This window comes from Xenorhabdus vietnamensis, assembly GCF_002127535.1.
Taxonomy (GTDB): domain Bacteria; phylum Pseudomonadota; class Gammaproteobacteria; order Enterobacterales; family Enterobacteriaceae; genus Xenorhabdus; species Xenorhabdus vietnamensis.
Genome location: NZ_MUBJ01000028.1, coordinates 1 through 26,971 on the forward strand (window position 1 = coordinate 1; position 26,971 = coordinate 26,971).

Sequence of the window (26,971 nt, forward strand, 5' to 3'; positions counted from 1 at the left end):
GAGTGAAAAGGCGTCAGTATCCATGATATAGAAGAGGCTTAAAAAAGTGGGTATTGGGACACAATGATATTGATGAGTCAAATCCAGTTTTTAACAAAACTTTCACGCTCTTGACCTGACGTGTACGGGAGGGCGCTGTCGCGCAGAGTAAGATTCAGTTCCTTTGCCATGTGCATAATGTCTTTTGTGGTGTAATGTGTGATTTCCATTGTCTTCGTTTCCCTTAATGTGAAGAAAATCCTGCCTAACGGTAACAGTCCCGTAAGAAATAAAAATCATTCAGATTATATCTATCCGAAATTAGATGTCTGCTTACTCTTATAGCGAATTATTCTCATTATAAAAATCGTTATTATTTATTTCATTCATTCATTTCCCCCACTTTTAGGCGGAATTGACCTTCATTTTATAAGGTGACATAAGTAGGTTTATGTCACCTTATTCTGAAAAAAAAGGAGTAGGGCGTAACCGTCAAAAATGGGATTATCACTCATGATAATCATTACGACGGGTATCATGTCGGCAGGATGTTGATTGCGACCACCTGAAATGGTCACGACTAGTGATAAATCGCCAGCGATTTTTGTTAATAACTCAGGATGCGTGTACGTGAAATCTGACAAAAGGCGGGGGTTATTCGCCGTACTTTTCACGCAGCGCACCGAACGCAAAAAAGGAGATATTGATGGCCGGGGAAATGACAACGGGTAGCCGTAACGGGGCACTGATCGCGGAGAATCCGGATTTGAATGAGGAGATACTGCGTAACCTGAATGCCTTTATCAAAGACAAGGAAGCGTTTGCTGACAACACATGGAACCAGTTTATGATCACGGTGCGCAAGTGGGGCCAGTGGTGTCTTGCCAAGGGGCGGCCTTATCTGCCGGTGGAGGCGGATTATCTGCGCGATTACCTGTGGGAACAGCATGAAAACGGACTGTCACCGGCCACGATCAGCAGTTGTGCTGCCATGCTGAATCTGTTGCACCGGCAGGCGGGACTCATTCCCCCCGGTGACAGCCAGCAGGTCAAACGGGTACTGAAAAAAATTCACCGGCTGGCCGTGGTGAGGGGTGAGCAGACCGGGCAGGCGATCCCCTTTCGTATCGCGGACTTAAACCGGCTGGATACCGCGTGGCAGGACTCCCCCCGACTGAAAGATGTCCGTAATCTGGCGTTTTTATTTGTGGCTTACAATACCTTACTGCGCGTGTCCAATCTGGGTCGTCTGAAGGTCAGGGACGTGATGGGCCAGCGCGACGACAGTCTCCTGTTGAATGTCGGTTACACCAAAACACGGGTGGACGGACAGGGACTGGTGAAAGCGCTCAGCCCCCGTGCCGCGGCCCGCTTGCGGGCATGGCTTCAGGTGTCCGGCCTGAGCGATCACCCCGACGCCTATGTGTTCTGTCCGGTGCATCGCTCGAATCAGGCGGTGGTCACGACCACCAACCCACTGGACAGGCGCAAGTTGTCACCGATTTTTGCGGCGGCGTGGGACGTGGTACACGGGGAAGACAGACAGCCCCAAAACAAAGGCCGCTATGCGACATGGACAGGCCACAGCGCCCGTGTGGGCGCGGCGCAGGACATGACCGAATCGGGTTACAGCCTCGCCCAGATCATGCACGAAGGGACATGGACAAAACCGGAAACCGTGCTGGGTTATATCCGCAATCTGGACGCGAAAAAGAGCGTCATGAATGAGCTGGTGGAAGGGCAACCGGAGGCGTGACCCCCCGTCCGTAGCACCTTTGCCCAGCTGACGGTTCCCCGACCACGCTGGGCAAAGGCGGCGGATTTTGCTAATGCGTTGCTAATGCTTTATAGAAATTCGGATTTTCCTGTATCACAGCCAACACTTTTGCGGCCAGTCCGGTAGGATTCCGGCGTTTTTGTTCCCAGCTTTTGATGGTGTCAAGGCTGGTGCCTAACGCTTCTGCCATTTCTGCCTGTGAAATGTTCAGCTGAGCACGGATCGCCTTCACATCGGCAACGTCGTACCGAGTGACACGCGCAGCGGCTTTGTTACCTTGCTTAATTTCAACGGCTTCTTCGAGGGATGCTTTCAATTCGTCAAAAAAACTCATGTTACACCTCATCTTTTAGTAATTTTGTTAGTTTTTTCATTTCTGCTTTTTCGGCATCCGTTAAGCTGTCTTTTTTACTTTTCGGATAAGCCATCACCAAATAGATAATTTCTTCGGTTGCCAGAAAATAAATCACTCTGGCACTGCCGCTTTTTCCCTGTGAGCCTATAGCCATTCTTATTTTACGCAATCCCCCTGTACCACGTATCAGATCGCCTTTTTCCGGCGATTCGATCAGCTCTCGTTGAAGTTCTTTAAGCTCATCATCAGTGGCAATTTCTTTGATTTGTCGGGTAAAAAAACTGGTTTCAATGAATTCTATTGCATGACTCACGGGCAAATCTCCTTTTCATTAGAGTACATAGTACCCCTTTTGTGATAAAATTACCAGCCTGATTTGCAATTTTCAGTGTAATACGAATAACGAAATGTTATTTTTTCATCAAAATAGTGTTGGGTGAGCTGGAAACATAAAGAGTTAAGGAAGTTATAAAAATGACTAAACGTATGCCGCCCCATCCGGAGTGCTACATCTCTGAGGAGATGGTACATTTAAATATGAGCCTGAAAGAACTTGCGCAGGCGATGGATGTTTCCCCGTCAACGATTTGGCAGCTGGTGGAAGGTCGTGTAGCGGTCACGCCAGCAATGGCGGTGCGTTTGTCTATCGCGCTGGGCAGTACAGCGGAAATGTGGCTGAGACTTCAGGAAGCGTACACAGCAGCGATAGAAAAATAGCTTTATTTTTCCTTTTTACGACACTTAAATAAGTGTCGTGCTACCCACTTGGAGCACAATCACAGGTGACACCATCCCAAACAAGAAAAGCCGGTGTATCAACACCGGCCTTCTGAGCGCACAAATCCAAACAAAACAGGGTGTTTTTGCTGAATTATGGCATCAGGATATCAGGAACAAGGCACTTTGCACCAGCAATATACTTAATCTTCATCATATTGACCTCCCTTTCGAACTAGATTGATATGCTCCATAGTCTTTTTGAAGTCCTCCAAGGTATTTTTCAAATCATCGAAGGATTTTTCATATTCTTTGCTTTTCTTTGTCAATGTAGTGATGAGTTCTTTTTCTAATCCGCTACCAAATTTATTTCTATATAGCATTAAAACCTGCTCTGCGAAGATATCCTCGTCATCATCGATATAAAAATAACAGGTCGGCACATTTAAAATAGCAGCAAGTTGGCAAGCTACGTAGTATGGCGGTGATAAAACCCCTCTTTCATATTCGCTGATTTTTATCCTTGCACGGCCTTTACTCGTTCCCTCCAGTGCTTCCCTGTTATAACATCATATCGCCGGTACGGTGTTCGCTTTTTGCCGGATCGTACTTGTATCTGATGAAGGATATAGAAGAAGCTAAAAAAGCGCGCAATACCGTCTCTCAGCAAAATTTAAGAGAAAACAGAAGGAAAACCAGTGCCCTCCGCAGAAATCAAGACTGGCTGGAGCAACATCGTCTTCAACTGGAAGAACAGCACCGCATAATCTGAAATACCCTGCAAGAGAAAGGCACCCTTGCTTTCGTCAGTTTCCTGAACTGACGATGGGTACATATCTGGACGTATGTACGCAATGATCGTAACGCGGGTTTATCAGACCCGCCAGCAGCGTGGTTCTCTAGCGGCGGAGAGTTATTTGCAACAGGGCCCGCTCACTTATGAACACCATACTAAGAGAAGAATTAGCATCACTTTATGACCAAAGTCTAAGACAGCCGTCGTCGTCCAGCCCTATAAAGGAGGTCTGTGAAATACGACAACCCTGACCGTGTCCCATGATTTCATGGAAGTTCTGTGTGTTGAAAATGACCAGATCACCCACTTCGGGTTTCACCTTGCAATGGGTGGAGGACTCGAGCACATCGTATGGAAAGCAGTAATCGTTCTCTACCTTAAGGCGTTCATTTTCCTTTGAGTGTACCGTGTCATAAATGATCAGTTCGCCTCCGTTGCCTTGGTAGTTGGTGTAATAAATGTTCCAGCTTAACTGGCGCTTCAATTGTGTAACGGCCCAAGGTTGATGGATGTGGCTAGGTGCATGGTCGATGTGCAACTTTCCATGTCCTTTAAAGCTACGGAAAGCGCCAGCAAAATAGTCTCCATAGCCTTCCTCGTGATAGATCTCAACTCCGCGCTGGGTATCACGTCTGAGCGCCTCTATCACTTGCTCAACCGGATTGATGTTGAGATCGCGATAGATATCAGAGACCTCCTGTTCTGCGCGTTTCTTCTTGAAGAAATAGACCGACTTCTTCATATGGGAATAACGGTTGTGGCATATGGCCTGCTGGTTAACGGGAATGTCATTCATATGACCATACTTTGTTACCAGACGGTCGGCGACAGTCTGGCAGATTTCAGGGTCAATAAACCCCCTGACCAAGATACCTGGGATCTTGAAATCGAGCAGCAGATCCATGTTTTCTTTGGTTAACTCACACAAATCATTGGTGATCCAACGTGTCATAATATGTCCTTAATTAGTATTAGTGAGTGCGGCTATTGGCATGATTGGCGGCTGCGTTTACCAGCAAAATCGACCTTCAACTGATCCGTTTTTGTGTGCTCACCGACGACGACTTTTGCTCCCATCGAAACAGTGCCTTTTGCATGCTGTGCGCTACAGACATTGGCATCCACACCCATTGACAGTTCGACGTTGGCTGTATTGATGTGCAGAACCTGACTGGCTTGGTTGAAATCGGCTCCCATGTTGAGTGTAAGGTTCAACGTATCAACGGAGCCAGATACTGTGTAGGATGCCCCCATGGTGCCGTTGAGGTTTAATGTGTCGCTGGCGTAGCTGCATGCAGCCATATTGACCGCTACGCCAAACTGCGCGTCCACGGTAGTGATTGGTGTGGTGGTGGTGATCGTCACGTTCAGCTTCTCTGGGTTGAAATCGAAGCCATTCTCACGGTAGGCGGTGTTGTTTATCATTAGGATATCGTCGTTCACCTGCCAGGTGAGGTTATCGACAAGTTTCGCCTTTCCACTGATAGCTAGCGCATTACTATCCCCGCATTTAACGGTGACGTTCATGCCTCGGACGAGCGATAACACCGAAAATGACTGAGGTTGAAAATCTTGCTCTGCGGCCTGCACATGATCAGAACAAAGAAGCACAAGCGCAATGATTGGCTTGGTTTTCATGAATATTCCTCTTGGAATTGCCCCGTTTTGTCGGTGGTTGTGTGTAAGGAAATCGGGCCTCTTGGCCTCAGGTTAAGTTTGAATTCAGGTCGCAGCTGGAGTGGTGTTACGGTCTCGCTCAGAGACCAGTCATGATCGCGGCAGAGTGTCAGCAGGCACATAACCAGTTGATGGAGGGTTAAACTCATTCCAGCGCAAATCCTTGGACCGACCCCAAATGGGAAGTACTTGGCAGGGTTAAGGCGCTGACGTTGCATAAAGCGCTCGATGTCAAACTCCAGTGGCAGGGGCCAGCACTGCGGATCGCGATGGATCAGCCAGGAGCAGAATAGGACGTGCGTGCCTTTAGCGATGGTTACACCATCAAGGATAATGTTGCGCGACGTACAGCGCTCAACCAGAGGCTGAACGGGTGAGAGTCTTAAACACTCTTTGATGGCCGCTATGGTGACGGGGCTGCGCTGTATACTCCAACCCCGGTGTGCCATGTTATGGCTTTCCTGACGAATTTGAGCGATGACCTCGGGGTTACGGGCTAGATGGATCAGACACCACAGTAAGGTTGAGGCAGGATTGTCGACGCTGCCCAGCAGGTTGCCCATCAGAAAATCGGTGAGAAAGGCTTTTTGCGCTGGGTTGTGTTCGATATCTAGGTGTTTGGCGAGCTGTCCTAGCAGGGTGCTTTCATCGCGATCAGGGTGACAAAGCGCCGCGTCCAGAATCTGTGCTATTTCGGTGCGAAAAGCATGGACCCGTGGGTCGAGATACAGCGCGGCTTTATCATGGTGTTCCGCTTGTTGTACCAGATGAAAGAACACTTCCTGATGGTGTCTGATCAGTGCAATGGCGGTGTCTACAGAGGTCTGGTGCCCCAAATATGGGGCCAGGACGCACCGGGTGGCCCACTCCAGGCACAGGGACCATGCATCGTCGATAACGGGAATATCCGAAAAGCATTCGCTCAGCCATTGTGCAGCCTCTTGGTTAGCTTGCATGAGTCCTGGATGCTTTGGGTTAACGGTCGGCATGGCCAGTGTCCGCAACTGGCGCCATTCCTCACCGTCCTGAGCGAACGTCAGGCTCTGTCCGAACTGTATGCGGCCAAGGGCGGATGATGTCCGTGTATTGCGCATCTCTTTGGTAAAATGGTCGTCGTGCTCGAGCCAGTACTCAACGTGCCGATAATCGGCCAAAATCAGGATTTGGCTACCGTTGTCAAATTTGAGCGTGAACATAGGGCAGTCTGGTCGATACGCTTGTTCGATGGCTTTGAGTATTCCCTTTGCTTGAAGGGTACGATTGCTCACTCGGTGGCAGTGGAGTGTGGTTGACATAAAGATTCCTGCAATTAGTGGTCGGGTGTATAAGCGATCGAGCAGGCTCCGACATAGCCGCCGGAGCCGACAGAGAGTAGGGCCCATCGCTGCGACTGATCCGCTGGGTCTTGGAAATGGCGATTCATCAGTAAGAAGGGGTCAGCGGCACAACAATGGCCGATATCCGGCAACAGAGAGAGATCCAGCCGTTGCCCCGTTTCTGGAAAGGAGCGAGTGTAGTTGAACCAACTGACTCTGTTTATGTTATGCGGTAGAATGGCAGTATGTGGGCGCTGAGGGTCGTCAAGCGCTTCCAGAGCCTCATTCACCAGCGTATCGTGGGCACGGTAGAAGGCCTGATTCTGTTGTTCGTCACCAAACAGCCCCTGATGATATTGGCTGTCATGATGAGTATAGATACTCTCTATCTGCCAAGGGCCGGGTAACCGGTCGACCACCAGAGAGGCATAACCGTCGGCCATCATGGTGCAGCCAGCCACATACCGATGCTCGGGGTTCAGTGAATGGAAACTATCGCCAATCAGGATCACGATCCGCTCAGCAACGCCCTGCGCTAAAAGAGATTGCGCCATCGAAAGTCCCCAAAATCCACCCGCGCAATTGTGTTGATCCACTTCGTAACTGTGACGTACGGATTGGAGAGCAGGTATCGTGTCTATCAGTTCAGCTATTCTGCTTTGGTTGTCCGCACTCTGGACTGGAAACGCGTGCACGTAGATGAGGGTATCAATCGCCGGTGACCCTAAGTCTCGCAGAGACTCCTTGATGACCGTTTGCATGGCGTGCAATGGGGGCTCCCGATCGGAGTGGGCTGAGACGCTGTCGATACCAAACAGGCGACTGAACACCTTTGCTTCCATAGGGGAACAGCCCGATATTTCCGCCAGACTCTGGACAGAAATACGCGAACTCGGGATATGGGCCGATAGTGAGGCTACACGCATGGCACCTCCTGGTGGTGTAATCCTACCGCGTACAGTGTGTTCTGCTCATGGATCACGAGTAAGTAGTCGCGGTCAGTGTAACCATGCTCTTTCAAGGCGAAAAACGGCGCACTGCAGAGCAACTGAGGTTCTGTGGCCACGTGCTCGTTGCTGTTAGGCAGGGCGTCTAGGCAAGTGCGGGAGGCGATCACGGGGGTGCCTTCGGGGAGCCCGAGTTCGGCTTTGAGTTTGCAGACACTGTCGGCTAATTGCTCAGCGGAAATATTGGGCATTTTACGGTAACCTTGATAACGCCAGCCGGTGCCGTTGGTCTCGAGTTTGAGCACGCACGCGCTGTTAAGGGGCGACAGACAGGCCATCAGCTCGGATTTATACAGGAGATTCTTCTGATCAGCGACCAACAGCAGAGCAGAGTGGTTGGGGTCATCGAGATTGCGATGCAGGCATTCCAGCGCGAACAACGGGGCAGACAGCCCACGATCGCTGATCGCCAGACCAAAGCAGTTTGGTGACAAATTGAGACGATGCATCGCGTGATTGACCACAGACGTTCCGAGATGAAGATCAGGGGTCCAATGCGCCATGAGGACGGTGTTCACGTCCTTGACGCTGGTGATGTCGGTGATTTTCGGCAGCAACACGTCGATCATGCTCGAGAAGGCTGCTTTATCGTCGGCGTCAATACACGCCTGGACCCGACTGTCAAACTCACGGGTATACGTCAGACCATTGGATTCGAAGAAGGCCTGCATAAATCCTTCCCAGTGTTCGTGTTGTGTCAGCCATTGCGGTTCGAAGGTTTCTAGGTTGCCGAACGTGTCGCAGGCGATATGGGCGGGGTTGAGTGTCAATGTCATAATGGCACACCCTGACTGGCGGTGAACGAACGGTAGGCGTTCAGTCGGTGGATATTGCTGGTACCTTCCATGTATTCAAAAGCAAACGCATCACGATAGCGTTTTTGCAGGCGGTAATCGGTCAGCCAGATTTCGCGTGGCAAGCGTTCAGCTAACTGGTATGCGACGCTTTCAACCAGACGACAGGTACGCACTTTCAGCAAACTGGTGAGGTGGACTTTGGCGCTGCCGGCATGAAAATCATCGCCGATGCGCAGCATGAGTGTATATAAGGAGTGATATTGTCTCCAGTAGTGGTTAAGCCCTTTGATTCCGTGCCTGTCGAGGGCGTTAAGCAGCCCATATGCGGTGCCGAGTGCCATGGCCGCGACCAATGGACGGTGTTTTTCAAACACGTGACTGATGGTATTCATACCATGGCGGAGACCGTTCTGCGGGCCTCCGAGCAACTGGGCCTCAGTGACGGGAAGATCGTCAAACGTGAGCGCCGAAAGCTCGGTACCAAGTAACCCATACGGATGCAGTGCTTCAACATGAAAATGCACCGAGTACTGATCCGGTTCAATCATCACCAGGCGGGAATGATGACCATGTTTGGCAAACACGAGACCTGTGCTGGCTTTTTGAGCACCACCGATGAAGTACTTGTGTCCGTTGAGGATGAGTGCTCCAGTGTCGTCTTGGGTTAAGGCGGTGGAGATATGTTGGGCGTCAGAGCCAATATCAGGTTCGGAAACGGCGAAGAACGTCCAGACCGGGCCGGATAAGAAAGGATGGAAAAAGCGTTCCTTCTGGGCCTCGGTGCCCAGGACTTCGACGGCTCTGCACGAAAGTGAGTTACCTGGCATTGCCAGCATGGAGCTAGCGTCGAAACGTGAAATATATTCAACCAACTGCAAAAAGTCTGGGAACGCTTCGGGATCGAAGTGCTCGATTTTAAGCGCACCGTAATATGGATTGTAGGTTTTCGGCAGGCCAATATGTGATATGGCCATCAGCTGCTCATCTAGGAGTAACGCATCCATCGCATAGGGCTGGGTTTCTAATATAGGTCCGAATTCGGTGAACTTTAACAGGTGGTCATCTAAGTAACTGAAGTCGAGCACTTTTTTGCGGGCCATTGAACAATTCTCCATAATTACAACGGCAATTTCAACCGGCTCAGTAACTGGCCATAATTAATTTTTCGCTCAAGATATTATGACGAAAATAAAATGGTAAATTGATTGGGGTTGCTGAATTTGAAGATATTTTTAAATCGTTGTTTGATCAAGGACGTCACATAGTGATGTAAAATTATTTTATACATCAATTCATTATGTCGCCACACAGAATGAGCGCCGAACTGGCTGTAGCGCCCAACCCGACACTGACCAATAACAGTTCATCACCGGAAGACAATTTACCCTCCTTCCACAGGCTGTAAAGATTAATAAAAGGATCACAGCCAAAACAATGCCCGTATTTTTCAATATTATTAAGATAAATTTGATCGGTAGAAAAGTTTATTCTTTTTGCAACTTGTTGCCATGAAGGCTTATTCACATTATGGGGCAGCAGATATTGAATATCTTGGGCTATCCGTTGCATGTGGTGCAAGCTCCACTCGACATGCTGGGATAAAAATGTCGGGTAGATCTCCTGAAAAGCCTTTTGATTAGAAGTGTTAGTAACAAATCCATTATTGAGGGCAAACTGACCTGCTCGTTGACTGCGATTGTCGAGCACCTGAAAGTGCTGACCGGTTTTCGAGAGCAGTACGGCACAGGCAGCTTCCCCCATGATCGTAGTATCCGGTACCAGCCGGATCCACCTATGGAAGGCTTTCTCGGCAATGAGCAAAATGGCGTACTCGTCGTCGTTAAGCAGAGATGCGGTAAACTGCAATGCGGATAAGGCGGTAGAGCAGTGACTCATGGTGTAGCTGCAGAACTCGACATCTGGATGGCAGCGTGTCTGGATGTATTGAGCCAACGTAGCATGGTCAAATGGCGCGATGGCCGGAATGGTATGACAGTGGACGACGTAGGCGAGGTGTGTGTCGATTTCAGGATGAGAGTACAGCAGGCGCTCAATGGCTGGTTGAGCCAGATCAAGCAGCGAGCCCTCAGCATCATACGGCAGGTGTTTTAGACCATAGAAACGTTCATACATTTTCGCTTCTATAGGGAGTAGCCCCAGGGAGACAGCCGCTTCCGCTACGGACTGGGTGCACGAGGCAAAATGGACTGCGATGTCTTGAATGTTACATAGCATGTTCTGACTCCTGAGCATGGCCGATAAAAGTGTAAATAGCATGATGGATCTTTGCACTATAAAGGATCCCAAGGTGGCCGAGGTTATCGTAAATGATGAGCTGTTTTTGATCTGTGGGCAGCGGACATGACTGATGATTAATGTGGGCCTGACTGCTGTCAAAACGATGGTCTTTTCCGCCATGAATGAACAGGGCGTGCTGGGTGAATGAGCGGCCATGATCCGCCATACAAAAGCTCGGCAGAGCGTGCCTGGTGCAGTACCAACGAGCCAACTTTTCAGCCATGTCGGGTGGTGTCGGGAACTGAGTCTGGTCAACAAAATGCTGGAAAGCATGCGTCAGAGACTGGGGAGCGCCGAGCAGGGTGGCTGAACGAAAAGGAGACGATGGTGTAACGTGCAGTAGCGTGGCTAACACCCCCCCCAGTGAGTGACCAATCACATGTTGACATGGGCCTACTTCGGACAGGAGACGCTTAAGCCAGGTCAACTGTGCTCCAAAATGGCACACGCAGTCGGGTGAGGTATCACCGTGGCCGAGCAAGTCGGGCAGCACAACCCGGTAACCGCATGTTACTAAGTGGCTAGCCAGCGGGGCAAACATTCCGGTGTAACCGCCCCAGCCGTGGATGAGTAAGATCGCCGGTGCGCATTTGGGGCCTGATTCATACAGGCGGCCTCGTCCGACGGGGGTATCAAGGTGGTGCAAGTTCAGGGTCTCTAGCCAGCGTCGTTCACGGCTACGGATCGGCAGGTGGCGAGGTTGGTCAAAATAACCACATAATGCTTCTATAGCATGGGCTGGAAGCGCAGGATCAAGCAATTCACTCATGGAACACCTGACTTATAGACTGGGTGGCTTGGGCCTCGTCATATCCCGGTAAGAGTTGCAGTTCAGGGCATAGCGTGGAGCCGAGTAACGTGGGAGTAAAGCCCGTCATGGGGCAAGGTGTGGTACTAAGTAGGGCATACTGGATAAACGGTGTCGGTTGAGACTCTGAAGCGGCATCAATGACTTTAATGTGGTCAAAAATCACCAGCACATTGTCGCCTTCCTGAGCCCAAGCGCTGGCCAGATTGAGGTGTGCTGGTGAGAGCCGGGTGTCATTATGCCGTAAGCCGAGATTGCGAACGCTCCCGCCAATCTGGTGGATTAGCCACGGTAAAAATGGCGTTCTGCAGTCGAGCTTTGTATAGCGATGGACATACAGAATGGCCAACCTAGGCGATTGACTGGTACAGTGTCTCATCCAGTCTGGTAAGGTTGGGAAGGCGGATGAAGCTTTGAGCAGTTTATCTTGTGCCACTTCTCCGTTCAGCGTGCGCCAAGGGGAAATGAGATCGTACTCAGATGGGGTGAGGGAGGTCGTTTGTATCACCGGCACCAAATGTTCGAACGCGTTTAGCCATAAAGACTGAACGTCTTGGGGACGGCGGAGGGACGGCCGTGTCATCGTGTGGCCTCTTGAAACTGCTTGTGGGCATTAAGAAAGTGGATCTGGCGTGTGCCTTCGGCGTATTCAAAGCTTTTCAGATCGCGATAGAGCTTGGCCAATAGTGGATCGGAGGCCAGTGCGCCAGGCTCGAGGCGATGGAGCAGCGCATCGCACACGGATTCGGCTGTTTGCACGGCTTTTGCTTTGGCTAGGCCAACCGCTTGGGACACCTTCTGCCCCTGATCAAAACGTCTGGCGATATCCAAAAGTTGAGCCAGTGAAGAGGCAAGTTCACGCTGTGCTTGCTGGAGCCATTTGTGGTGGTAAGTTCGGGCAATCGCCCCTTGCTGTTCTGCATGTTCTACCAAGGCCCGAACGGTGCCCAAGGTCAGGCCCCCGACGCACGGGCGTAAGCTGTCGAAAGTTGTAATGGCTGCACCGGAAAAACGCTGGGTCGGTTTGAGGTGTGCTCCCAGTAAGGCATCGTCATCGACAAATACGTTGTCAAACTTCAGATGAGCAATCGCGCTGCCTGGAACGCCATAGGTGTTGAGGCGTGTTCGGTGCAAGCCTTCCAGACGATCCGGTTCGAACAGGAACACATCCGTGCCAATTGGGCCAGGGTTAGTGCGGGCAAACACGACCCCGATATCGGCGTGCGCACCATTGCCAATGAAGTACTTTTCTCCATTGATGAGATAGCCACCGTCGACCTTGGTCGCGGTGCTGGCAATATTGCCAGCGTCTGATCCGACGCCTGGCTCGCTCATGGCGTAGCAACTCCAACTCAGACGATCGCGAAAGCGGCCGAAAAAACGTTCCTGTTGCTCATCATTGCCCATTGCCTGCAAAACAAAGCCCGCCATGCCGGGAGTGGGGCAAGAAAAAATCAGATTGGGGTCGACATAGGCCAAGGCCTCATACAGGACGCAGCGCTGTTCCACGCTGAGTGTGTGCAGCACATCGCCGTTATCGAGCACTAACGGCGATGGGTTAAACTGCTCGGTCAGTCCAAGGCGGTTGATTTGTGGCGCAAGAGAAAACTCGGTGGTAGCCTGGTAGTGCAGGCTGTGTTGCTCGAGTTGCATGCCCAGAGTTCTGCCCTCTGAACAAGTGCCTGTGACGAGGTGGCGGATGGCCTCAAGTTGAGGTGATAGCATGATGGCGGATTCCATTTCAAGTTAAAGTACAGAGGGGGTTGGCTCGTGCCATAAGGTACTGAGCTGCCGACGATCAATCTTGCCGTGCAGATTTATGGGTATTTGAGACAAAAACTTACAGCACGACGGCACCATGTATTTAGGTAAATGGCAACGCAGATGGTTGGTAAACGCCGTTTGCTGCTCTGAGGAGCGATCGCGCAGTTGGGCGAACAGAATCAGCTCCGTGACGGTATTGTTTTCGTAGATGGGCAGAACCGCACAATGCGTCACGTTGGGATCACGGGCGGCGACGGTTTCAATCTCGCATAGCTCAATCCGGTTGCCTCGCCACTTGACCTGGCCGTCTTCGCGGCCTATAAGAAACAGGTGACCTGCCCGATCGAGGTAGCCCATATCTCCGGTGCGGTAGTACCGTTCACCCTGATGTTGGCCAAAGGCGATGTTTCTGGGGTGTGACTGGGGCACATAGCCATGTCCCACTTGGGGGCCATAGATCACAACTTCACCAATTTCATCGCTGGCCAGCGGCGTCCCTTCGGACGACTCAATCTGTATGCGGTTGTTGCCCATCGGTACCCCGAGTGACAGAATTGTCGAGAGATCGACCGAGCGGATTGGGTGGGCATGAGTGACGCAACTGGTCTCGGTCGGGCCGTAGGCATGACGCAGCGTGGCACGAGGGAAACGGGTGGCAAGGCTGTCAATCAGGGCGGGAGAGACAAATTCACCGCCGATGAAGAACAGCGTCAGCTCAGGCAGGGTTTGTCCGTTGAACTTGGGATCCAAACACATCATTTCCAGAAAGCTCGGTGTGGAAAACCAACTGGTCGCGTGAGCTTGCTCACACTGGGTCAGGAGTTTAAGATTCTGCCTCGGCATGGCATTAAACGCGTGCGGCAGCATGCAGACCGCCTGATGGGCAGCCAAACTCGACACCAGATCCAAAATGCCCATGTCAAACGATAGACACGCGTGGTTGACGTGCATTCCCTGTGGGGCATTGGCCTGCAACAAGGCACCGTACCAGTGATGGAAATGAGCGTAATTATCGTAGCTTATCTTTACACCCTTCGGCATCCCCGAGCTGCCTGAGGTGGTCAGAACATAGAAAGGGTCTGTCGCACTGCGTTCGGTACTGCGGTGTAGGGTAAAGGGCTGGCCTGCGAGACTGGTAATATCATGAATATTAGGGGAAGCCGAGCAATGCTGCTGATAGCCTGATGTACCTAACAGCAGGCAGTCACTCTGTTGAACCGCCTGAACCTGGAGTACGCGTTTATAGGGGTTAGCTGTGTCGACAACACTGAACGGCACGTTCGCGAACGTGCATGCCAGTATACTGGCAACTGTGTCGATTTCTTTGTGTCCGTAGATGACACAAAATGTCGGACGGAGCTGCCCCAGTAAGGTCAAGACGGCCTGCACACGTTGGCCCAGCGTGGCGAACGAAATCGAGTCCTCTTGGTGAACTAGTGCAATCGCCTCGGGTGTTGCATGGAAGCGATCAACAATTGACTGAATCATAGTGGAAAACAAAACACTCTCCTTGTTTTAAAGCGGTCTCGGCTACCGAACCACGGTCGAGCTTGCTGTTGAGACTTAAGTGATGGGTCTCCATGGAGTACCAGAATTTTGGCACCATATACGGAGGAATCTGGGCTGACAGCGCGTCGGCGTAATGGGTAAGCGGCATCTGTGGCGGCGCTTTGACAAAGGCTCTAAGTGCCTGAATTTGTCCTTTGCGAACCCAGGGCTCAACGAACGCCTCTTCAATACCCGGCAGAGTATGGAGTGCTTTTTCAATAACGTTCAGATCAACGCGGTGACCTTGCACTTTGATCTCACGATCGGTGCGCCCGAGAAAGTACAGGGTATCGCCATCGAGTTGGCCGAGATCTCCTGTGTGATAGCGACGGGTCGCCGGCGTCGCGAGGGAGACAAATTTTTGCGCCTGTTCGGTCCCTGCCTCTAAGTAGCCATTGCCTACTGAGGCGCCTTGAATCAGGATCTCCTGAGTATGGGGATCGACCAACACCTGGCTGTTCGGTCGCACTTGCCCAACAGGCAGAGGCCGTGTGTCGGCAAGGTGCTGTGCCTGGATTTCGATGCTGGTCACAGCCACAGTGCACTCTGTCGGCCCATAGGTGTTAATGATGGCGGCCTGAGGAAATTTGGCGCGCAAGGTGTTGACTAAAGATTTCGACAGCACTTCCCCGCAGAAGATAAAGCGTGAAAGATCCGGCAGTGCCTCGGCATCAAACTGATGATCCTTGAGGTAACAGGCCGTCATACTAGGGGTCGAAACCCACGTAGTCGTACCGTGTTGACGATGGCGCTGAATCGCTTTACGGGTGTTGATCATATCGCTGTGATCAAGTGACGAGATAGGCTGGCCGTGCAGCCAAGCCAACCATAGCTCGTACAAGGAAACATCGAAGCAGTAGCGGATATTGCCACTGATAGCCCCATGCAGCGGAAACGCGTGTTTGAGCCAGCCAATGAAATCGGCGGTGTTGCCATAGCTAACCAAGATCCCTTTCGGCGCTCCGGTGGTCCCGGAGGAAAACATCATATACATTGTGTCCTGGTCAGTGAACGTTGCGGTCTGAGTGCGCCAGAACTGAGCAATCTGTTCACGCTCCTGCGTGCTTAAAGTCGTTTCAAGGGACACGGGACGGACGGGGATGGTCACCACGCTGTTCAGTGGCGATGCGGTGGTATTGAGCACGAGAGTAGCGCCGGACTGAGTGGCGATGGCCGCCACTCTAGACTGATGATTGTCAGTTTCGACGGGAACGAAAGTACGCCCTGCAAGAATACACGCCCAGTATGCGACCAGGTAGGCACGGTTCTTATGACCATAAATGAGCACGGGCTCCCGACCAGATTCGCGCAGTGTGCTGGCCAACGTCGCTGCGTTGTCAAACAGCGCCTGATAGCTGAGATCCCCTTCAACATGATGGTAAGTGGGGGAGGCATTATGACGAAACGTGTTAAATATCGTCACCATGGAGGAGTACGCGACACTCATGCCACCACCGTTGATGAGGTGGCGTTAGCGATGAATTTGGCAATGCTACCAACGGATTCAAAGTTACTGATCTCAAGCGTCGCCGGGTCGATATGCAGGCCTTCGACGGTATCCTCAAGATACATAATCAGTTCAATGTACAGGCCACTGTCGAAGCCAAGGTCGCGTTCTATCCGCGTTCCAGAGTGGAGCTCAGAGACGTCGTCGTTATCGAGGACTAGGCTGATAGCGTGAATGACTTTTTGAACGTAGTCTTGCATAGGAGTTCCTTATGAGTGGTTAGGTTCGGAGGTTGAGGCCGTTTGGCTCCATTCTTGAAGTTGGGGCTTGTCAATTTTTCCGTTATTGTTACGTGGCAACGAACTACGCGCATACACACGATGTGGCACCATGTAAGATTCGAGTTTCGACTTACACCAATGCTTGATAGTAGTTTCCTCAAGTGGTCGATCGGTTTCAATCCAGGCGATGATTTCGTCCCCGTAGACCGGATGCGGAACGCCGATCACCACCACCTGTTGGATGCCGGGGTATTGATAAATGACGCTTTCAACTTCTTTTGGTGCCACTTTTTCGCCACAGGATTTGAGTATTTCGTCCTGGCGCCCGACAAAATAAAGATAGCCCTGATCGTCAAGACGGCAGATATCGCCAGTATACAGTACGTGTTCTGTCCCATAGCGGCCTGGTTTGAGCTTTTCTGCAGTTTTCTGGGGATTTTGCCAGTATCCCACCATCACGGTATCGCCTCGGATCACCAGTTCGCCGGTAGCATTGCGGGTATGCGCCTGGCCCTGTTCATCAACCACCCAGAGTTCGGTGTTGGGGATTGCGATCCCAACGCTGTCTTTGCGTAATGCCAATTGGTGTGGAGGCATGTAGGTGCAGCGATGGCATTCGGTGAGTCCATACATCGAAAACACGCGCGCGGATGGGAACAGCGAGTGCAATTGATCAATGGCCTCGGGGTGGAGGGCTGCGGCCGTGTTTGTGATGGTTTGAATACTCGACAAATCGAAGCGGCTGGCCAGCGGGGCGATCACGCTCAGCATCGTCGGGACGATGGGCAGTACGGTAGCTTGCTGCTTAACGAGGCGGTGCAACGAAAACAGCGGTTGTGCGAAGTTGCGTTCGACAATCAGGGTTGCGCTGACTAAGGCCGACATTGTGACCTGATGCAGACCATAGTCAAATGTCAGTGGCAGGGCACAGAAAATACGGTCGGTTGGATCGAGATCGAGGTACGCGGCCACTGAGTGTGAGGCTGCGACCATGTTTCTGTGGCTGAGCATGACCCCTTTGGGCTGCCCGGTGGATCCGGATGTGTAGATGATGGTCGAGAGGTCGGTGGAAATCGGCACGGACACAGACAGGGCGGTCTCAAGGCTCCTTTTCACATCTGGGACATCATTGATGTCGAGCAGATAAGGGGCGGGCTCGGTCATGCTGAGGGCCTGCTTGGCCGTTGGCTGCGAATCACCGTCGACGATAAGCAGGTTGACTGTGCTGTCCGCGATCAACCAAGCTATTTTTTCGGCTTTAGTGTCCGGATTGATGGGCACGGCAACGGCACCGATGTATTGTGCCGCCCAAAAGGCGCGGACAAACGCGATGGAGTTGGCAAGGTACAACATTACGCGGTCTCCTCTGGTGACACCGTACGCCTGGAAAGTGTGGGCTAGCTGTCGTGCGTCAGAGCGGAGCTGTTGGTAGGTGAGTTGTTGTTTCTCATCTATCACTGCTATCTGCGTACCAAACAGGGCGGCGCTGGCATCGAGGTAGTGACTGAGAACGAATTTGTTTGAATACATAAGATCCCTTTTGAACTAGGTAAGCACTAACGCACTAAAGGTGCCTGCCACGCCGGCGGCCATACACAGAATGGGGCCGCCGGTGCGTCGCTGTTTCTCCAGTCGCCAATAGTCGTGGAGGTTGATAAACGCATCACCACAAAAGCAGTGCCCGATGCAGTAAAGGTTTTTGCGGTAAATTCGCTCACGTGGAATGTTCAGCCGGTCGACCAAACGATCGAATGTCGGTGGACTCATGTGATAGGGCAACATGGCTTCAACCTGCTGTGGTTCGATTTGAGCGGCCTGGAGTGCCTGCTCTATGGTGTCGGTCATTATAGGAATGAAGGCACGGTCGTAAGCGTTGGCCTGTTCACGGCTGCTACTGACGGTACGGTGACTAATCGCACCAAGGGTGTTCCAAGCAAGACTCGTGATGGTCAGACCCAGAGCATTGTCGTCATTGGTCAGTAAGGTCGCACTGCATCCTTCGCCAAACAGGCCGTTTTGGTCGACATACTGAACAGTGTCGTGAAAGCACTTATCCCCGGTCAGCAGGATGGCGTATTGCGGTGCTTCGTGCGCGGATTTACGGTCGAGTACGCGTTGTAAAAATTCGATCCCCAACAAAGACGACGCACACGATCCTTGGGTCACTGATAAGGACTCCACGTGGGCGCCGATGTGTTGGTGGCACCACTGCTCAATGAGCCGCATTTCGAATGGGTATGTTGCGTGCAAAGAGTGCGCATAAATGACATACATGATCGCGGAGCGCTTCTCTTTGTGCCCGGCCAGCAAGCTCTGTAATGCGGTCTGCAGCAACTCAGGCAGAGTGTTATCGGGAAACAGGCAGCTTGATTCGAGCTTGAGAAATCGGCGGAAGATTTTTTGATTGCGCTCTCCCCACTGATAGCGCTCATTGAGGGCATCCAGACCCGTGAGTTCGGGGTTGATATAGGTAGCAACATCAATTATTTTCATGGCTGTTCTCCGAATAGAACCACAGTAGGTGCGTGGTGTCTCGGTATGTCCGGCAGAGTACCAAACCGCTTAGCGACACACTGGTGTCCGATAGTTCTGCCAGCCAGGGCTTCGCCAGATGAAAAGGCCACGCGCTCGGGGCACCATCATCGAACACAGTGGCAAGATGGCCTGCTGGCCAGTACGCCTGACTGCTGGTGTCGGTGACTATTCGCGCCTTGCTGAGATCAAAGGGGCAGACCGCCTGTAGGGTGGCAACCCATTCGCCGTGCGAGAAGCCGGCATTTGAAGCGACAGAGTAATAGCCACTGAAGAGTCCGTTTCCCTCAGCGCAAGACCACACCATTGCAGCTCCAACGTTGTCGGTCAGGTGATCGGACAACAGGACACTGTGATGTAAGTGGCTGGACTGATCGACCGTAACGACCAGAGCACGACCGGTCGTGAGTGACCACTGACGGATGAGAGCGTAGGCCACGAATGGAGCGACGGGGCCAGAATCACTGATGGCGAAGGCGAAGGCGCTCTGAGCTTTACATTGATCGACAATATAATTGCTGATTGAATGCCCAAACTCGCAATCGGTACTCCAATGGCAAAACAGCACCAATTCCAGGGATTCTCCGCAGGGCAGAGCCAGCTCAGCGAGCAGAGTTTGCGTTATGGTCAGAAACGAGGCCTGTTTCGGTTGATGTTGCCACTGTGCGACCAGTTGCTCGGGATCACCACTCCGTATTCCCAACGATCTGCTGCGTGTTCGAAGGAAAGCCGCGAGCTCGTCCTCGTCACACGTCACTCTCGGGTGGTGAACGGGCTGTGGTGTTGAGTGATGAGTAACGTAGTGTCGAGTGTCTAGACGTATTGGCATTTCGGGTTACTTCACCGCTGAGTGAGTGGCGCTGACCAGTTGCACCGGCATAGGAAGCTGCTGAGCGAGCACGTGCTTGAGATGCTCAGGTTGGCGGATTTGGATGGCGGTATCACCATCAATAAGGACTTCGGCCGGTTGACCAAAACTGAGAAAGTTGACGGGCGAGGCTGTGGGACCATATGCCCCGGAGTGAAACACGCCTATCAGATCGCCAACCTGTAATTGAGGTAAGGTCACAGCGTTACCAATTAAATCCGTTGGAGTACACAGTGGGCCGGTGATCATGTAGTCCTCACTGTGCTCGGCATCACTTGCGGCGCCCAGACGCTTGATGGGAAAATTTTTACGGATGGCTATTCCTGCGGCAGCGCCATGACAGTTGGAACCGCCATCACAGATGGCGAAGGTTTTGCCTTTGGACGACTTGATATCGCGCACCGTAGTGACAAATATCCCGGCGCGGGCGACGATGTAGCGGCCAAGCTCCATGATCAGACGCGTGTCGGGGTGGTTGGCCTGAAACTGAGTAATGAGTGGCGCCAATCCTTGGGCGGTGGCGTCGAGATCAAGAAACTGCTCTTTCGGATAATACGGGATCCCCAGCCCGCCTCCAATATCGACAAAAGACAGCGGATGAGACAGTTTGGCTTCGATGTGCTCAGCCAGCGAAAGGATATTGCGTGTATTATCAATGACGGCCTCAGCAAGGAGAATGCGGGTGCCTAAATACACATGAATTCCGGCCAGGGTGAGATGAGGGTAACGGTCTAAGTGGTTGAGGGCATTGATGACCACATCTTCGTCAATGCCAAATTGACGCGGTTTACCGCTCATCACCAGGCGTGCTTTTTCAGAGGTAAAGTTTGGGTTGATGCGAAAAGCAAAGGCTTGGGACTTACCGGTTTGCGCCGCCATCGTCTCAAGGCGTTGTAGCTCACCGAGTGACTCGACCACGACGGCCTTGATCCCCAGATCAACGCAGCGGGCCAGCTCGGAGTCTGACTTGCCCGGACCGACAAAAATGATGTCCCGGGCGGAAGCACCCGCGCAAAGAGCGGTTTCCAGTTCCGTCAGCGAACACACTTCACATCCCACTCCCTGCTGATGGATCACGTTGACGAGCGACATGTTGGGATTGGCTTTGAGCGAATATAAAAAATTCAGTTCCTCAGGCATGGTGCTCATCAGCTTCTGTAGGTCGTGTTTGAGCTGAGCACAGCTGTAAGCGTAAAAAGGGGTGCCTATCGACTTGGCCAACCGGAGGTAGGTGACCTCTTCGATTTGCTGAGCATGAAGAGCCGTCGTTTCAAAGTTAAATTGATGCATTGCTGATGTGCCCAGAAAGATAATTAGAAATAGAAGTAATATCTCGGAAATTATATAGAAACTGCGTGTCCATAAAGGAAAAAAGGTCGATATTTCCGTTGGTGTGTTCTTCGACCCATTCGCTCAATCCAGCAATAAACTGGACCAGAGAGGAGGAATCGAGCACACCGTTGTCGCCATAGATTTCATGGCCATTCGAAATATGATTAAGAGTTTCTTTTTTACAGCCGACTTTCTCGAGCTCTTTTAATATTAATCTTTGAAGGCTCTGTTCATTGATTACCATTTTGAACTCCCTTTGGGTTAACTATTGAATATATTAAATAGGATTGATGGCAATTTTTGACCAAGATTGTGGAATCTATTTAAATGTTATTTTTTGGTTACCTCCGTTCAACTGGAAGATGCAGATTTGAAATCTGTTTTTTTAGAAAAATAAAATGCCAATAATATTTGTGATGTAACTATTTTTGCTACCGCCACTTTCAGGCTTTAGTGTCTCAGGATGGATTTTTTAGGGATATATTTTGTCCATTCTCTTGTTATTTTCTATGTTTCATTGGCGTTGAGAAATAATTTTAGTAAAGACAAAGTGATTAATAACAATTTCAGTCAAATCTTTTTCCTTAAACACTTTTACATTTCTCCCCAGATTTTAATGACGTCATAGATCCCCGAGCATGAGTTACCCCCAAAAGGAGGCCGTGTGATGAGTTATATCGTAGATGTAACCTGTAATGAGAGATCCCCAGCCACCTTATATGCGCTGTCGTCCCTATCTGACAGCCATGCGTTATCGGATAAAGAAGTCAGAGTGCTGCAGCGTTTGTACTCTCAGCACTCAGTGGTGATGCAGCCTTATGCTCATAGTGACATGCTCAACGAGGCGCTGAATGCGCTGCTGATCAGGCACGCGGATTTGCGAGAGGCAGAAGGGCTGGTGATTTACACCAAAACTCAAACGCACAACACCTTGTTTGATCAGGACTGGTTGGGCACACTGCTGACGGAGGCAGGGTTGATTCGTTGGTCTGGTTTTACTCTCAGTATGAACCACTGTGCATCAGGTTTGAGTGCACTGCATCTGGCATCCCGATTACACGCTCATGGGGAGACCCGGCCCATTATTGTTCTGTGTGGTGAAAAAAGCCTGGCACCATTTAACAAAATGTCAGTTTCAGCGCTCGGAGAAATGGCCACCGCAACCTTCCTCCACCCGACACAGGGGCGTTGGCGTATCACCGCCAGTGAGGTTAAACACTTAGGCGCGTATTACGCTTCCCCTGAACACATGAAGCCCGAAACCAGGCGCTCTATGATGGAAACGTTTTACCCGTCACTGCGGGATTTTCTGCGGCGTCAAATGGTGTGTAAGGAAGCAACCATTTTACCCTACAACCTCAATCTTCCGATTTTAAAAAGGCTAGCCCTCGACTGTGGCTGGGGCGAGCGTCTGTATGTGGGCAACCTAAGTTCACTCGGCCACACGTTTTGCTCTGATGTGTTTATCAATTTTATCACCAGTCTTAAAGAGACTGATTCCAACAACGCTTTGATGTTTGCAGCTGGAATGGGCATGACTTTTTCAGCGGTACATCTCAAGCGAAATACATTGTAATTTTAATGGAGAATCCTATGACGACAATGCAACATATTCAATCGGCTCTAAAGCTTGTGCTGGAAACGGATCTGGTGACGATCACGTTGGATACCAATTTTGACGACGACCTGGATTTAGACTCGGTGCTATTTGTTCAATTTCTGCTGACGTTGGAGGATATGATTGATGGCTTGTTGTTTGACCCTGATCTGATAGGCCAGTCGGAGTTCAATAACGTCCATTCACTGATTGAATTCATTGAGTCACAGACCACAGCGGTGGAAGACTGATATGAATATCACGCAAGCAATGATCGAGCAGGTGTACCAGGATAGTCGCTATGCTCAGTTACACGAGGTACTACCCGCGCTTATCCAGAGTGCTATCGAGCCGTCGGCTCAGGGGCTGGCTTATCAGGGTTTCGCTCTTGCCCAGTCCAGCGCCTCGTCAGCACGTCGGGTGGTGGATGTACATGGCAATCCGGTTGAGGAATCACGTCTGACCTGGCTGGAGCAGGATCGGTTGCTGTCTTGGTTAACACTGCAGGTGGCGACCGTGGCGGATGACCATAAGGTCAGCCGCACCATGTCGACACTGATTGCGAGTGCCCGACTGGGGTTGGTAACTCGCACACTGGATATGGCGCATCAACACCTGCAGGGACGTAAAAGTTTTGGTCAGAAAACTACGCGACATCAGCTAATCAAAGCCAGCTTTTCGGATATTTACGGGGACGTTACACAGTTGAGGTATCAGCTACTCCATCGACTTGAAACGGAAAACCATCATGGTGTCGAGGCCGAACATCAGGCGATCACCCGTCTGGCGAATCAGGCCGAGAAGCTCATGGGGGGACACGGCTTTCTGATGGGGGCGACACATACGGTGAGTCATTTATCTATGTTGCTGTATTCATTGTTCGGCAAACAGCCATCGACAGAGGGAACGACATGAATACATCCAAGCAGGCCACTCTCAGCGCGTCTGTCGCGCCGAACTGGCGTTGGAAACCAATCTTGGTGATTGCGTGGCCGATGATCTTAGTTGCCGTGGTCGTGTCAGTGGCACAGAACGGACAAATCTGGATTCTGGGGCAAGGGCAAGGGGGACGGGCGCTGTATCAACTGTCTATGCTGCAGCCGTTTTATTTCCTGTTCATTGCCTTGCTGGAATGTTTGACTACCACCAATCAAATCTTCAGTGCGCGTTCGGTGCACGCTTGGTCGTCGCGGAAAGTGGTCAATAGCACGTTGCTGTTTGGTGTAATCGGCTCAGTGTTTATACTCGTCTTAGCGTTGCTCAGTTATGCGTTTGAATCGCAGCTACAACCGTTATTGGGTGGCGAGGCGGATGGTTTGTTTCGCGACACATTGCCGATATATTTGTTGTCGTTGCTCCCGTTATTGCTGTTAGAGCTGTGCAATGCGGGTTTGCGTGGGCAGGGAAAAACCGCTGCCAGTATGGTGATGATTTCCAGTTATATCCTGCTCAATCTGACTGTCTGTTACGCGGCGTTCATTCATTTCGATCTGGGTTTTGAGGCTATAATGTATGGCAACGCTATCTCGGCACTAGTAGTATTGCCTGTGGCATTTATGCTGCTGTACCATCAGGTGCAGAAAGGCGTCGATTATGATTCCGCCTTATTCTGGCCGAGATTGAAGGCGCTAACGCTGGATGCGGGCGTGCCTATTTTCCTGTCGATGCTGGTGGCATTTGTCAGCAGCGCTGTGATGTTCCCGATGTTGAGCGATCTGAGTGCAGACTATGCTCCGGGGTTTTTGATCGTGGTGAAACTGCGTAGTCTGTTTATCATTCCCGCAGTGGCACTGTCCAGTGCAGTGGCGATTTTCGTCAATCAGCACATGCAATCGGAGCCTAAGCCTGTGCTGGCCCTGTTACTGAAACAGGGGCTTGGCTATCTGGTGGCGCTGTATCTGCTACTCAGTGCCGGGGTGTATGTTGCTCAACAGCCTTTGGTCAATGTGTTAGCGAATACACCGAATGTTGAACAGGCTGGCTACTTTTTGATGGCACTATTATTGCCGACATTCTTCCTGACTTCTTTACTGGCAGCCTCTCAAACAGTACTGGAGCAGTTGGGACACGGACGTCAGGTCCTGCTGATCACCGTCGTGTGCGAATGTACGATGATTGCAACTTTGGTGACGAGTATGTACTGGCAGCGTAGTGAGGACACGCTGGTGGCGGTCATCATTGCCTTCAATGTGGTGTATCTGCTGTTGTTCTTACGCGAATACGGGCGAATGCTGAAACGAATCGGGGGCCTTGATGCTGTATAGCCTTTTCTACCCATTTATGGTCTTACTGGCCTATGGTCATCAAAAATACCACTGGTGCTTGGTGGTGACCAAACGCCGACCTAAGCTGTTACTGAAAACGGTGGTCCGGCCTGAGAGTCATTACCACCGACAGTGCATCTGGCTCAAGAAGGCCGACATTGAATTACTCAGCTTGTTTTCAGTGGCCCTGGCTGCGCGGTATACGTTACGGCTATTCGAGCGACCGACGCGTATGCCCTGTTTATCACAAGATTTAGCATTTGAGGAACAGAGCCCGTTTGATGAGTTCTGCTTTTTGGGGCGAAAGGTGCGCGTGTACCACCATGAGCCTGAGGTGAACAATGGGAAAACCCTGTTGTTGTTGCACGGATGGGAGGGGCGTAGCGTGATGTTTCGCCCGCTGATTGCCAAGCTGTTACGTCAGGGCTATCGTCTGATCTTGCCCGACTTACTGGCGCACGGTCATTCTGAAGGGAACCGCTGTTCGTTCTATGAGCTGTCTTTGCTTATCCTGGAGCTGGACAGGAAGTACGGTTCATTTGAAGCGGCTATTGGTCACTCCTTTGGCGGAATCGCGCTGGCTATTGCCTTGGATCAAGGGCTAGAACTCAATAAAATGGTGACCATTGGCAGTCCCAACGGCTTTGGTAATATGATCGATGCCTATATTGATTATTTTCGTTACCCGTCGTCGCTCAAAGCGCAGCTAAAGCGCATCTATACTCATCAGCAGGGTAAGAGTCCGGATGACATTGGCCCTCCGTTGTGGGGCCGACTAAATTTACCCACTCTGATTTGTCATGACAGTAACGATGTAGTGATCAATATCCAGGAAGCGCACGATATGCACGCCAGTTTCCCCAACAGTCAACTCTTCATTACGTCGGGTATGGGTCACCGTGGTGTGCTGAGAGACAATCAGCTGCATGCTGCCATACTGTCTTTCCTGTAATCCTCTGGTGCTAACCCTTCATTTACTTCTCTGGTTACTGACGCCAGGTCGTCTTCTGTATCATGCAAGGTGACATCCTGTCCAAAAAGACGATAGCATCAACGCTATCGTCTCAGATTGCTGACAAAGTCCTGGCACTGATACCGGGACTTTGATCTAATAAGGTCAGTATAAAAAACGGACTGACCGCCATGCTTAAAGAACCCGCCCCGCAGCAGTACTAGTTTGAAATGGTGACCCTCGATGAACGGGTTCCTGAAGATCACCTCGTCCGCAAAGTGGACGCCGCTATCTATTTTGAATTTATCCGCGATGCCGTGAAACATTTGTACTGTGCCGACAACAGCCGCCCGGCGGTTGATTAAAATGATTCTGCGCGGTTATCTGTTCGGTATCCCGTCCGAACGCTCTCTGGTAAAGAAAATCCAGGTCAAACTGCTGAGTACGATACTGTGGCGGAACGATTCACATTTATTGCCGTAGATGATTTGATAGCAGTCGTTCTGATGGCGGTGAGGCTTAATCGAGGCTTTGTATTTAAGGGGGGACACGCCGTGTACCTTACTGAAACTGCGAGAAAAATGCGCCAGTGAATTGAACCCACAGGCTTGGCTGATGTCGGTCAGCGACCAGTGCGGAGCAATGGCGATATACTCTTTGGCGAATTGGAGGCGGACATGCCACAGCCAGCGCATAGGGGAGCTTTCAAAGTACTCGTTAAATAGACGACAAATTTTGAATTTAGACGCATTAGCATCGGCAGCGATCTCATCGAGATTAATTTCCATTGAAATGTTCTCAACGATATAATTGATGGTGCTAAATAATATAACAAGTTTTCTCTTATTGCGAGTTAACC

31 protein-coding genes and 1 pseudogene are annotated in these 26,971 nt (G+C 51.1%); 11 read left to right on the forward strand and 21 right to left on the reverse strand.

Going from position 1 to position 26,971, the window contains the following annotated elements:
• Positions 1 to 685 precede the first annotated feature (685 nt).
• Positions 686 to 1,735, forward strand: coding sequence for a tyrosine-type recombinase/integrase (locus Xvie_RS17780; protein ID WP_244175715.1), 1,050 nt, complete (start codon positions 686 to 688; stop codon positions 1,733 to 1,735).
• A 70-nt stretch (positions 1,736 to 1,805) separates the two neighbouring features.
• On the opposite strand, the gene nadS is transcribed toward Xvie_RS17780, so the two are convergent.
• Together nadS and Xvie_RS17790 are read right to left on the reverse strand one after the other, a co-directional pair.
• Positions 1,806 to 2,090 carry a NadS family protein gene (gene nadS / locus Xvie_RS17785; RefSeq protein WP_086110508.1) on the reverse strand — a complete coding sequence of 95 codons (285 nt, stop codon included), beginning with the start codon at positions 2,088 to 2,090 and terminating at the stop codon, positions 1,806 to 1,808.
• A 1-nt stretch (position 2,091) separates the two neighbouring features.
• Positions 2,092 to 2,424, reverse strand: a complete 333-nt coding sequence (locus Xvie_RS17790) for a type II toxin-antitoxin system RelE/ParE family toxin (RefSeq protein ID WP_086110509.1) — start codon at positions 2,422 to 2,424, stop codon at positions 2,092 to 2,094.
• Positions 2,425 to 2,597: 173 nt separating this feature from the next.
• Here Xvie_RS17790 and Xvie_RS17795 point away from each other — a divergent pair, with 173 nt between their 5' ends.
• A complete protein-coding gene (locus tag Xvie_RS17795; protein WP_279625685.1) occupies positions 2,598 to 2,828 on the forward strand; it encodes a HigA family addiction module antitoxin in 231 nt (76 codons plus the stop codon).
• Positions 2,829 to 3,031: 203 nt separating this feature from the next.
• Here Xvie_RS17795 and Xvie_RS17800 read toward each other — a convergent pair whose 3' ends face one another.
• The gene (locus Xvie_RS17800; RefSeq protein ID WP_086110511.1) at positions 3,032 to 3,211 is read right to left on the reverse strand and encodes a hypothetical protein; all 180 of its coding nucleotides are present in this window, start codon (positions 3,209 to 3,211) and stop codon (positions 3,032 to 3,034) included.
• A 227-nt stretch (positions 3,212 to 3,438) separates the two neighbouring features.
• On the opposite strand from Xvie_RS17800, the gene Xvie_RS21720 reads away from it, so the two are divergent.
• Positions 3,439 to 3,600, forward strand: coding sequence for a hypothetical protein (locus tag Xvie_RS21720; protein WP_167376302.1), 162 nt, complete (start codon positions 3,439 to 3,441; stop codon positions 3,598 to 3,600).
• A 202-nt stretch (positions 3,601 to 3,802) separates the two neighbouring features.
• Here Xvie_RS21720 and Xvie_RS17805 read toward each other — a convergent pair whose 3' ends face one another.
• From Xvie_RS17805 to Xvie_RS17875, 15 genes are all read right to left on the reverse strand, one after another.
• Positions 3,803 to 4,576: a 2OG-Fe(II)-dependent halogenase WelO5 family protein gene (locus Xvie_RS17805; RefSeq protein WP_086110512.1), complete on the reverse strand. Its 774-nt coding sequence runs from the start codon at positions 4,574 to 4,576 to the stop codon at positions 3,803 to 3,805.
• Positions 4,577 to 4,608: 32 nt separating this feature from the next.
• Positions 4,609 to 5,262: a GIN domain-containing protein gene (locus Xvie_RS17810; RefSeq protein ID WP_086110513.1), complete on the reverse strand. Its 654-nt coding sequence runs from the start codon at positions 5,260 to 5,262 to the stop codon at positions 4,609 to 4,611.
• Positions 5,259 to 6,596: a cytochrome P450 gene (locus Xvie_RS17815; protein ID WP_167376303.1), complete on the reverse strand. Its 1,338-nt coding sequence runs from the start codon at positions 6,594 to 6,596 to the stop codon at positions 5,259 to 5,261. The genes Xvie_RS17810 and Xvie_RS17815 overlap by 4 nt, the downstream gene beginning before the upstream one ends.
• A 14-nt stretch (positions 6,597 to 6,610) precedes the next feature.
• Positions 6,611 to 7,543 (reverse strand): beta-ketoacyl-[acyl-carrier-protein] synthase family protein, encoded by a 933-nt coding sequence (locus Xvie_RS17820; protein ID WP_086110515.1) that lies wholly within the window; start codon positions 7,541 to 7,543, stop codon positions 6,611 to 6,613.
• A complete protein-coding gene (locus tag Xvie_RS17825) occupies positions 7,534 to 8,400 on the reverse strand; it encodes a hypothetical protein (RefSeq protein ID WP_086110516.1) in 867 nt (288 codons plus the stop codon). Before Xvie_RS17825 ends, Xvie_RS17820 begins: the two co-directional genes overlap by 10 nt.
• A complete protein-coding gene (locus Xvie_RS17830; protein ID WP_167376304.1) occupies positions 8,397 to 9,521 on the reverse strand; it encodes an acyl-CoA dehydrogenase family protein in 1,125 nt (374 codons plus the stop codon). Before Xvie_RS17830 ends, Xvie_RS17825 begins: the two co-directional genes overlap by 4 nt.
• 187 nt (positions 9,522 to 9,708) lie before the next feature.
• On the reverse strand, positions 9,709 to 10,656 hold the full coding sequence (locus Xvie_RS17835; protein ID WP_167376305.1) for a 3-oxoacyl-[acyl-carrier-protein] synthase III C-terminal domain-containing protein: 948 nt from the start codon (positions 10,654 to 10,656) through the stop codon (positions 9,709 to 9,711).
• The gene (locus Xvie_RS17840) at positions 10,646 to 11,488 is read right to left on the reverse strand and encodes an alpha/beta hydrolase (protein WP_086110519.1); all 843 of its coding nucleotides are present in this window, start codon (positions 11,486 to 11,488) and stop codon (positions 10,646 to 10,648) included. Before Xvie_RS17840 ends, Xvie_RS17835 begins: the two co-directional genes overlap by 11 nt.
• Positions 11,481 to 12,110: a hypothetical protein gene (locus Xvie_RS17845; protein WP_086110520.1), complete on the reverse strand. Its 630-nt coding sequence runs from the start codon at positions 12,108 to 12,110 to the stop codon at positions 11,481 to 11,483. Before Xvie_RS17845 ends, Xvie_RS17840 begins: the two co-directional genes overlap by 8 nt.
• Positions 12,107 to 13,180 carry an acyl-CoA dehydrogenase family protein gene (locus Xvie_RS17850; RefSeq protein ID WP_167376306.1) on the reverse strand — a complete coding sequence of 358 codons (1,074 nt, stop codon included), beginning with the start codon at positions 13,178 to 13,180 and terminating at the stop codon, positions 12,107 to 12,109. Before Xvie_RS17850 ends, Xvie_RS17845 begins: the two co-directional genes overlap by 4 nt.
• A gap of 93 nt (positions 13,181 to 13,273) precedes the next feature.
• Complete coding sequence (locus Xvie_RS17855) at positions 13,274 to 14,791, reverse strand: AMP-binding protein (RefSeq protein ID WP_139838878.1); 1,518 nt, start codon at positions 14,789 to 14,791, stop codon at positions 13,274 to 13,276.
• On the reverse strand, positions 14,760 to 16,286 hold the full coding sequence (locus tag Xvie_RS17860; RefSeq protein ID WP_086110523.1) for an AMP-binding protein: 1,527 nt from the start codon (positions 16,284 to 16,286) through the stop codon (positions 14,760 to 14,762). The genes Xvie_RS17855 and Xvie_RS17860 overlap by 32 nt, the downstream gene beginning before the upstream one ends.
• On the reverse strand, positions 16,283 to 16,546 hold the full coding sequence (locus Xvie_RS17865; protein WP_086110524.1) for an acyl carrier protein: 264 nt from the start codon (positions 16,544 to 16,546) through the stop codon (positions 16,283 to 16,285). Before Xvie_RS17865 ends, Xvie_RS17860 begins: the two co-directional genes overlap by 4 nt.
• A 9-nt stretch (positions 16,547 to 16,555) precedes the next feature.
• Entirely contained in the window at positions 16,556 to 18,097 is a 1,542-nt protein-coding gene (locus Xvie_RS17870) for a class I adenylate-forming enzyme family protein (RefSeq protein ID WP_086110525.1), read from the reverse strand.
• A 15-nt stretch (positions 18,098 to 18,112) separates the two neighbouring features.
• Positions 18,113 to 19,060, reverse strand: coding sequence for a 3-oxoacyl-[acyl-carrier-protein] synthase III C-terminal domain-containing protein (locus tag Xvie_RS17875; RefSeq protein ID WP_086110526.1), 948 nt, complete (start codon positions 19,058 to 19,060; stop codon positions 18,113 to 18,115).
• Positions 19,061 to 19,178: 118 nt separating this feature from the next.
• Between Xvie_RS17875 and Xvie_RS24230 the strand changes: the two genes are divergently transcribed.
• The gene (locus tag Xvie_RS24230) at positions 19,179 to 19,310 is read left to right on the forward strand and encodes a hypothetical protein (RefSeq protein WP_279625684.1); all 132 of its coding nucleotides are present in this window, start codon (positions 19,179 to 19,181) and stop codon (positions 19,308 to 19,310) included.
• A gap of 311 nt (positions 19,311 to 19,621) precedes the next feature.
• Positions 19,622 to 19,897, forward strand: coding sequence for a hypothetical protein (locus Xvie_RS21140; RefSeq protein WP_139838879.1), 276 nt, complete (start codon positions 19,622 to 19,624; stop codon positions 19,895 to 19,897).
• Positions 19,898 to 19,934: 37 nt separating this feature from the next.
• Here the strand turns inward: Xvie_RS21140 and Xvie_RS17885 are convergent, their stop codons facing one another.
• Both Xvie_RS17885 and Xvie_RS17890 read right to left on the reverse strand, forming a co-directional pair.
• Entirely contained in the window at positions 19,935 to 21,257 is a 1,323-nt protein-coding gene (locus tag Xvie_RS17885) for a type III PLP-dependent enzyme (RefSeq protein ID WP_167376307.1), read from the reverse strand.
• A complete protein-coding gene (locus Xvie_RS17890) occupies positions 21,244 to 21,543 on the reverse strand; it encodes a hypothetical protein (protein WP_086110529.1) in 300 nt (99 codons plus the stop codon). The genes Xvie_RS17885 and Xvie_RS17890 overlap by 14 nt, the downstream gene beginning before the upstream one ends.
• A gap of 423 nt (positions 21,544 to 21,966) precedes the next feature.
• Here Xvie_RS17890 and Xvie_RS17895 point away from each other — a divergent pair, with 423 nt between their 5' ends.
• The 6 genes and pseudogenes from Xvie_RS17895 to Xvie_RS17920 form a co-directional block, all read left to right on the forward strand.
• The gene (locus tag Xvie_RS17895) at positions 21,967 to 22,875 is read left to right on the forward strand and encodes a beta-ketoacyl-[acyl-carrier-protein] synthase family protein (RefSeq protein ID WP_086110530.1); all 909 of its coding nucleotides are present in this window, start codon (positions 21,967 to 21,969) and stop codon (positions 22,873 to 22,875) included.
• Positions 22,876 to 22,892: 17 nt separating this feature from the next.
• Complete coding sequence (locus Xvie_RS17900; protein WP_208612615.1) at positions 22,893 to 23,147, forward strand: phosphopantetheine-binding protein; 255 nt, start codon at positions 22,893 to 22,895, stop codon at positions 23,145 to 23,147.
• Positions 23,148 to 23,178: 31 nt separating this feature from the next.
• Positions 23,179 to 23,811 carry an acyl-CoA dehydrogenase family protein gene (locus Xvie_RS17905; RefSeq protein ID WP_167376308.1) on the forward strand — a complete coding sequence of 211 codons (633 nt, stop codon included), beginning with the start codon at positions 23,179 to 23,181 and terminating at the stop codon, positions 23,809 to 23,811.
• On the forward strand, positions 23,808 to 25,160 hold the full coding sequence (locus Xvie_RS17910; RefSeq protein ID WP_086110532.1) for an MATE family efflux transporter: 1,353 nt from the start codon (positions 23,808 to 23,810) through the stop codon (positions 25,158 to 25,160). Before Xvie_RS17905 ends, Xvie_RS17910 begins: the two co-directional genes overlap by 4 nt.
• Entirely contained in the window at positions 25,150 to 26,112 is a 963-nt protein-coding gene (locus tag Xvie_RS17915; RefSeq protein ID WP_086110533.1) for an alpha/beta fold hydrolase, read from the forward strand. The genes Xvie_RS17910 and Xvie_RS17915 overlap by 11 nt, the downstream gene beginning before the upstream one ends.
• A 230-nt stretch (positions 26,113 to 26,342) precedes the next feature.
• Positions 26,343 to 26,550, forward strand: a pseudogene (locus Xvie_RS17920) (transposase); the annotation flags it as partial.
• Here Xvie_RS17920 and Xvie_RS17925 read toward each other — a convergent pair.
• Positions 26,493 to 26,900, reverse strand: coding sequence for a helix-turn-helix domain-containing protein (locus Xvie_RS17925; protein WP_244175721.1), 408 nt, complete (start codon positions 26,898 to 26,900; stop codon positions 26,493 to 26,495). The pseudogene Xvie_RS17920 and the gene Xvie_RS17925 sit on opposite strands and share 58 nt — an antisense overlap.
• Positions 26,901 to 26,971: the final 71 nt, after the last annotated feature.

Excerpts from the sequence above, each read along its gene's own strand:
- Xvie_RS17815 (WP_167376303.1), bottom strand. The coding sequence starts at position 6,596 with ATGTCAACCACACTCCACTGCCACCGAGTGAGCAATCGTACCCTTCAA.
- Xvie_RS17780 (WP_244175715.1), top strand. The coding sequence starts at position 686 with ATGGCCGGGGAAATGACAACGGGTAGCCGTAACGGGGCACTGATCGCG.
- Xvie_RS17890 (WP_086110529.1), bottom strand. The coding sequence starts at position 21,543 with ATGGTAATCAATGAACAGAGCCTTCAAAGATTAATATTAAAAGAGCTC.
- nadS (WP_086110508.1), bottom strand. The coding sequence starts at position 2,090 with ATGAGTTTTTTTGACGAATTGAAAGCATCCCTCGAAGAAGCCGTTGAA.
- Xvie_RS17810 (WP_086110513.1), bottom strand. The coding sequence starts at position 5,262 with ATGAAAACCAAGCCAATCATTGCGCTTGTGCTTCTTTGTTCTGATCAT.
- Xvie_RS17875 (WP_086110526.1), bottom strand. The coding sequence starts at position 19,060 with ATGAAAATAATTGATGTTGCTACCTATATCAACCCCGAACTCACGGGT.
- Xvie_RS17845 (WP_086110520.1), bottom strand. The coding sequence starts at position 12,110 with ATGACACGGCCGTCCCTCCGCCGTCCCCAAGACGTTCAGTCTTTATGG.
- Xvie_RS17805 (WP_086110512.1), bottom strand. The coding sequence starts at position 4,576 with ATGACACGTTGGATCACCAATGATTTGTGTGAGTTAACCAAAGAAAAC.
- Xvie_RS17885 (WP_167376307.1), bottom strand. The coding sequence starts at position 21,257 with ATGCATCAATTTAACTTTGAAACGACGGCTCTTCATGCTCAGCAAATC.
- Xvie_RS17795 (WP_279625685.1), top strand. The coding sequence starts at position 2,598 with ATGCCGCCCCATCCGGAGTGCTACATCTCTGAGGAGATGGTACATTTA.
- Xvie_RS17915 (WP_086110533.1), top strand. The coding sequence starts at position 25,150 with ATGCTGTATAGCCTTTTCTACCCATTTATGGTCTTACTGGCCTATGGT.
- Xvie_RS17870 (WP_086110525.1), bottom strand. The coding sequence starts at position 18,097 with ATGTATTCAAACAAATTCGTTCTCAGTCACTACCTCGATGCCAGCGCC.
- Xvie_RS17865 (WP_086110524.1), bottom strand. The coding sequence starts at position 16,546 with ATGCAAGACTACGTTCAAAAAGTCATTCACGCTATCAGCCTAGTCCTC.
- Xvie_RS17895 (WP_086110530.1), top strand. The coding sequence starts at position 21,967 with ATGAGTTATATCGTAGATGTAACCTGTAATGAGAGATCCCCAGCCACC.
- Xvie_RS17830 (WP_167376304.1), bottom strand. The coding sequence starts at position 9,521 with ATGGCCCGCAAAAAAGTGCTCGACTTCAGTTACTTAGATGACCACCTG.
- Xvie_RS17825 (WP_086110516.1), bottom strand. The coding sequence starts at position 8,400 with ATGACATTGACACTCAACCCCGCCCATATCGCCTGCGACACGTTCGGC.
- Xvie_RS17900 (WP_208612615.1), top strand. The coding sequence starts at position 22,893 with ATGACGACAATGCAACATATTCAATCGGCTCTAAAGCTTGTGCTGGAA.
- Xvie_RS17820 (WP_086110515.1), bottom strand. The coding sequence starts at position 7,543 with ATGCGTGTAGCCTCACTATCGGCCCATATCCCGAGTTCGCGTATTTCT.
- Xvie_RS17835 (WP_167376305.1), bottom strand. The coding sequence starts at position 10,656 with ATGCTATGTAACATTCAAGACATCGCAGTCCATTTTGCCTCGTGCACC.
- Xvie_RS24230 (WP_279625684.1), top strand. The coding sequence starts at position 19,179 with ATGAAAAGGCCACGCGCTCGGGGCACCATCATCGAACACAGTGGCAAG.
- Xvie_RS17910 (WP_086110532.1), top strand. The coding sequence starts at position 23,808 with ATGAATACATCCAAGCAGGCCACTCTCAGCGCGTCTGTCGCGCCGAAC.
- Xvie_RS17860 (WP_086110523.1), bottom strand. The coding sequence starts at position 16,286 with ATGAGTGTCGCGTACTCCTCCATGGTGACGATATTTAACACGTTTCGT.
- Xvie_RS17840 (WP_086110519.1), bottom strand. The coding sequence starts at position 11,488 with ATGAGTGAATTGCTTGATCCTGCGCTTCCAGCCCATGCTATAGAAGCA.
- Xvie_RS17850 (WP_167376306.1), bottom strand. The coding sequence starts at position 13,180 with ATGCAACTCGAGCAACACAGCCTGCACTACCAGGCTACCACCGAGTTT.
- Xvie_RS17925 (WP_244175721.1), bottom strand. The coding sequence starts at position 26,900 with ATGGAAATTAATCTCGATGAGATCGCTGCCGATGCTAATGCGTCTAAA.
- Xvie_RS17800 (WP_086110511.1), bottom strand. The coding sequence starts at position 3,211 with ATGCTATATAGAAATAAATTTGGTAGCGGATTAGAAAAAGAACTCATC.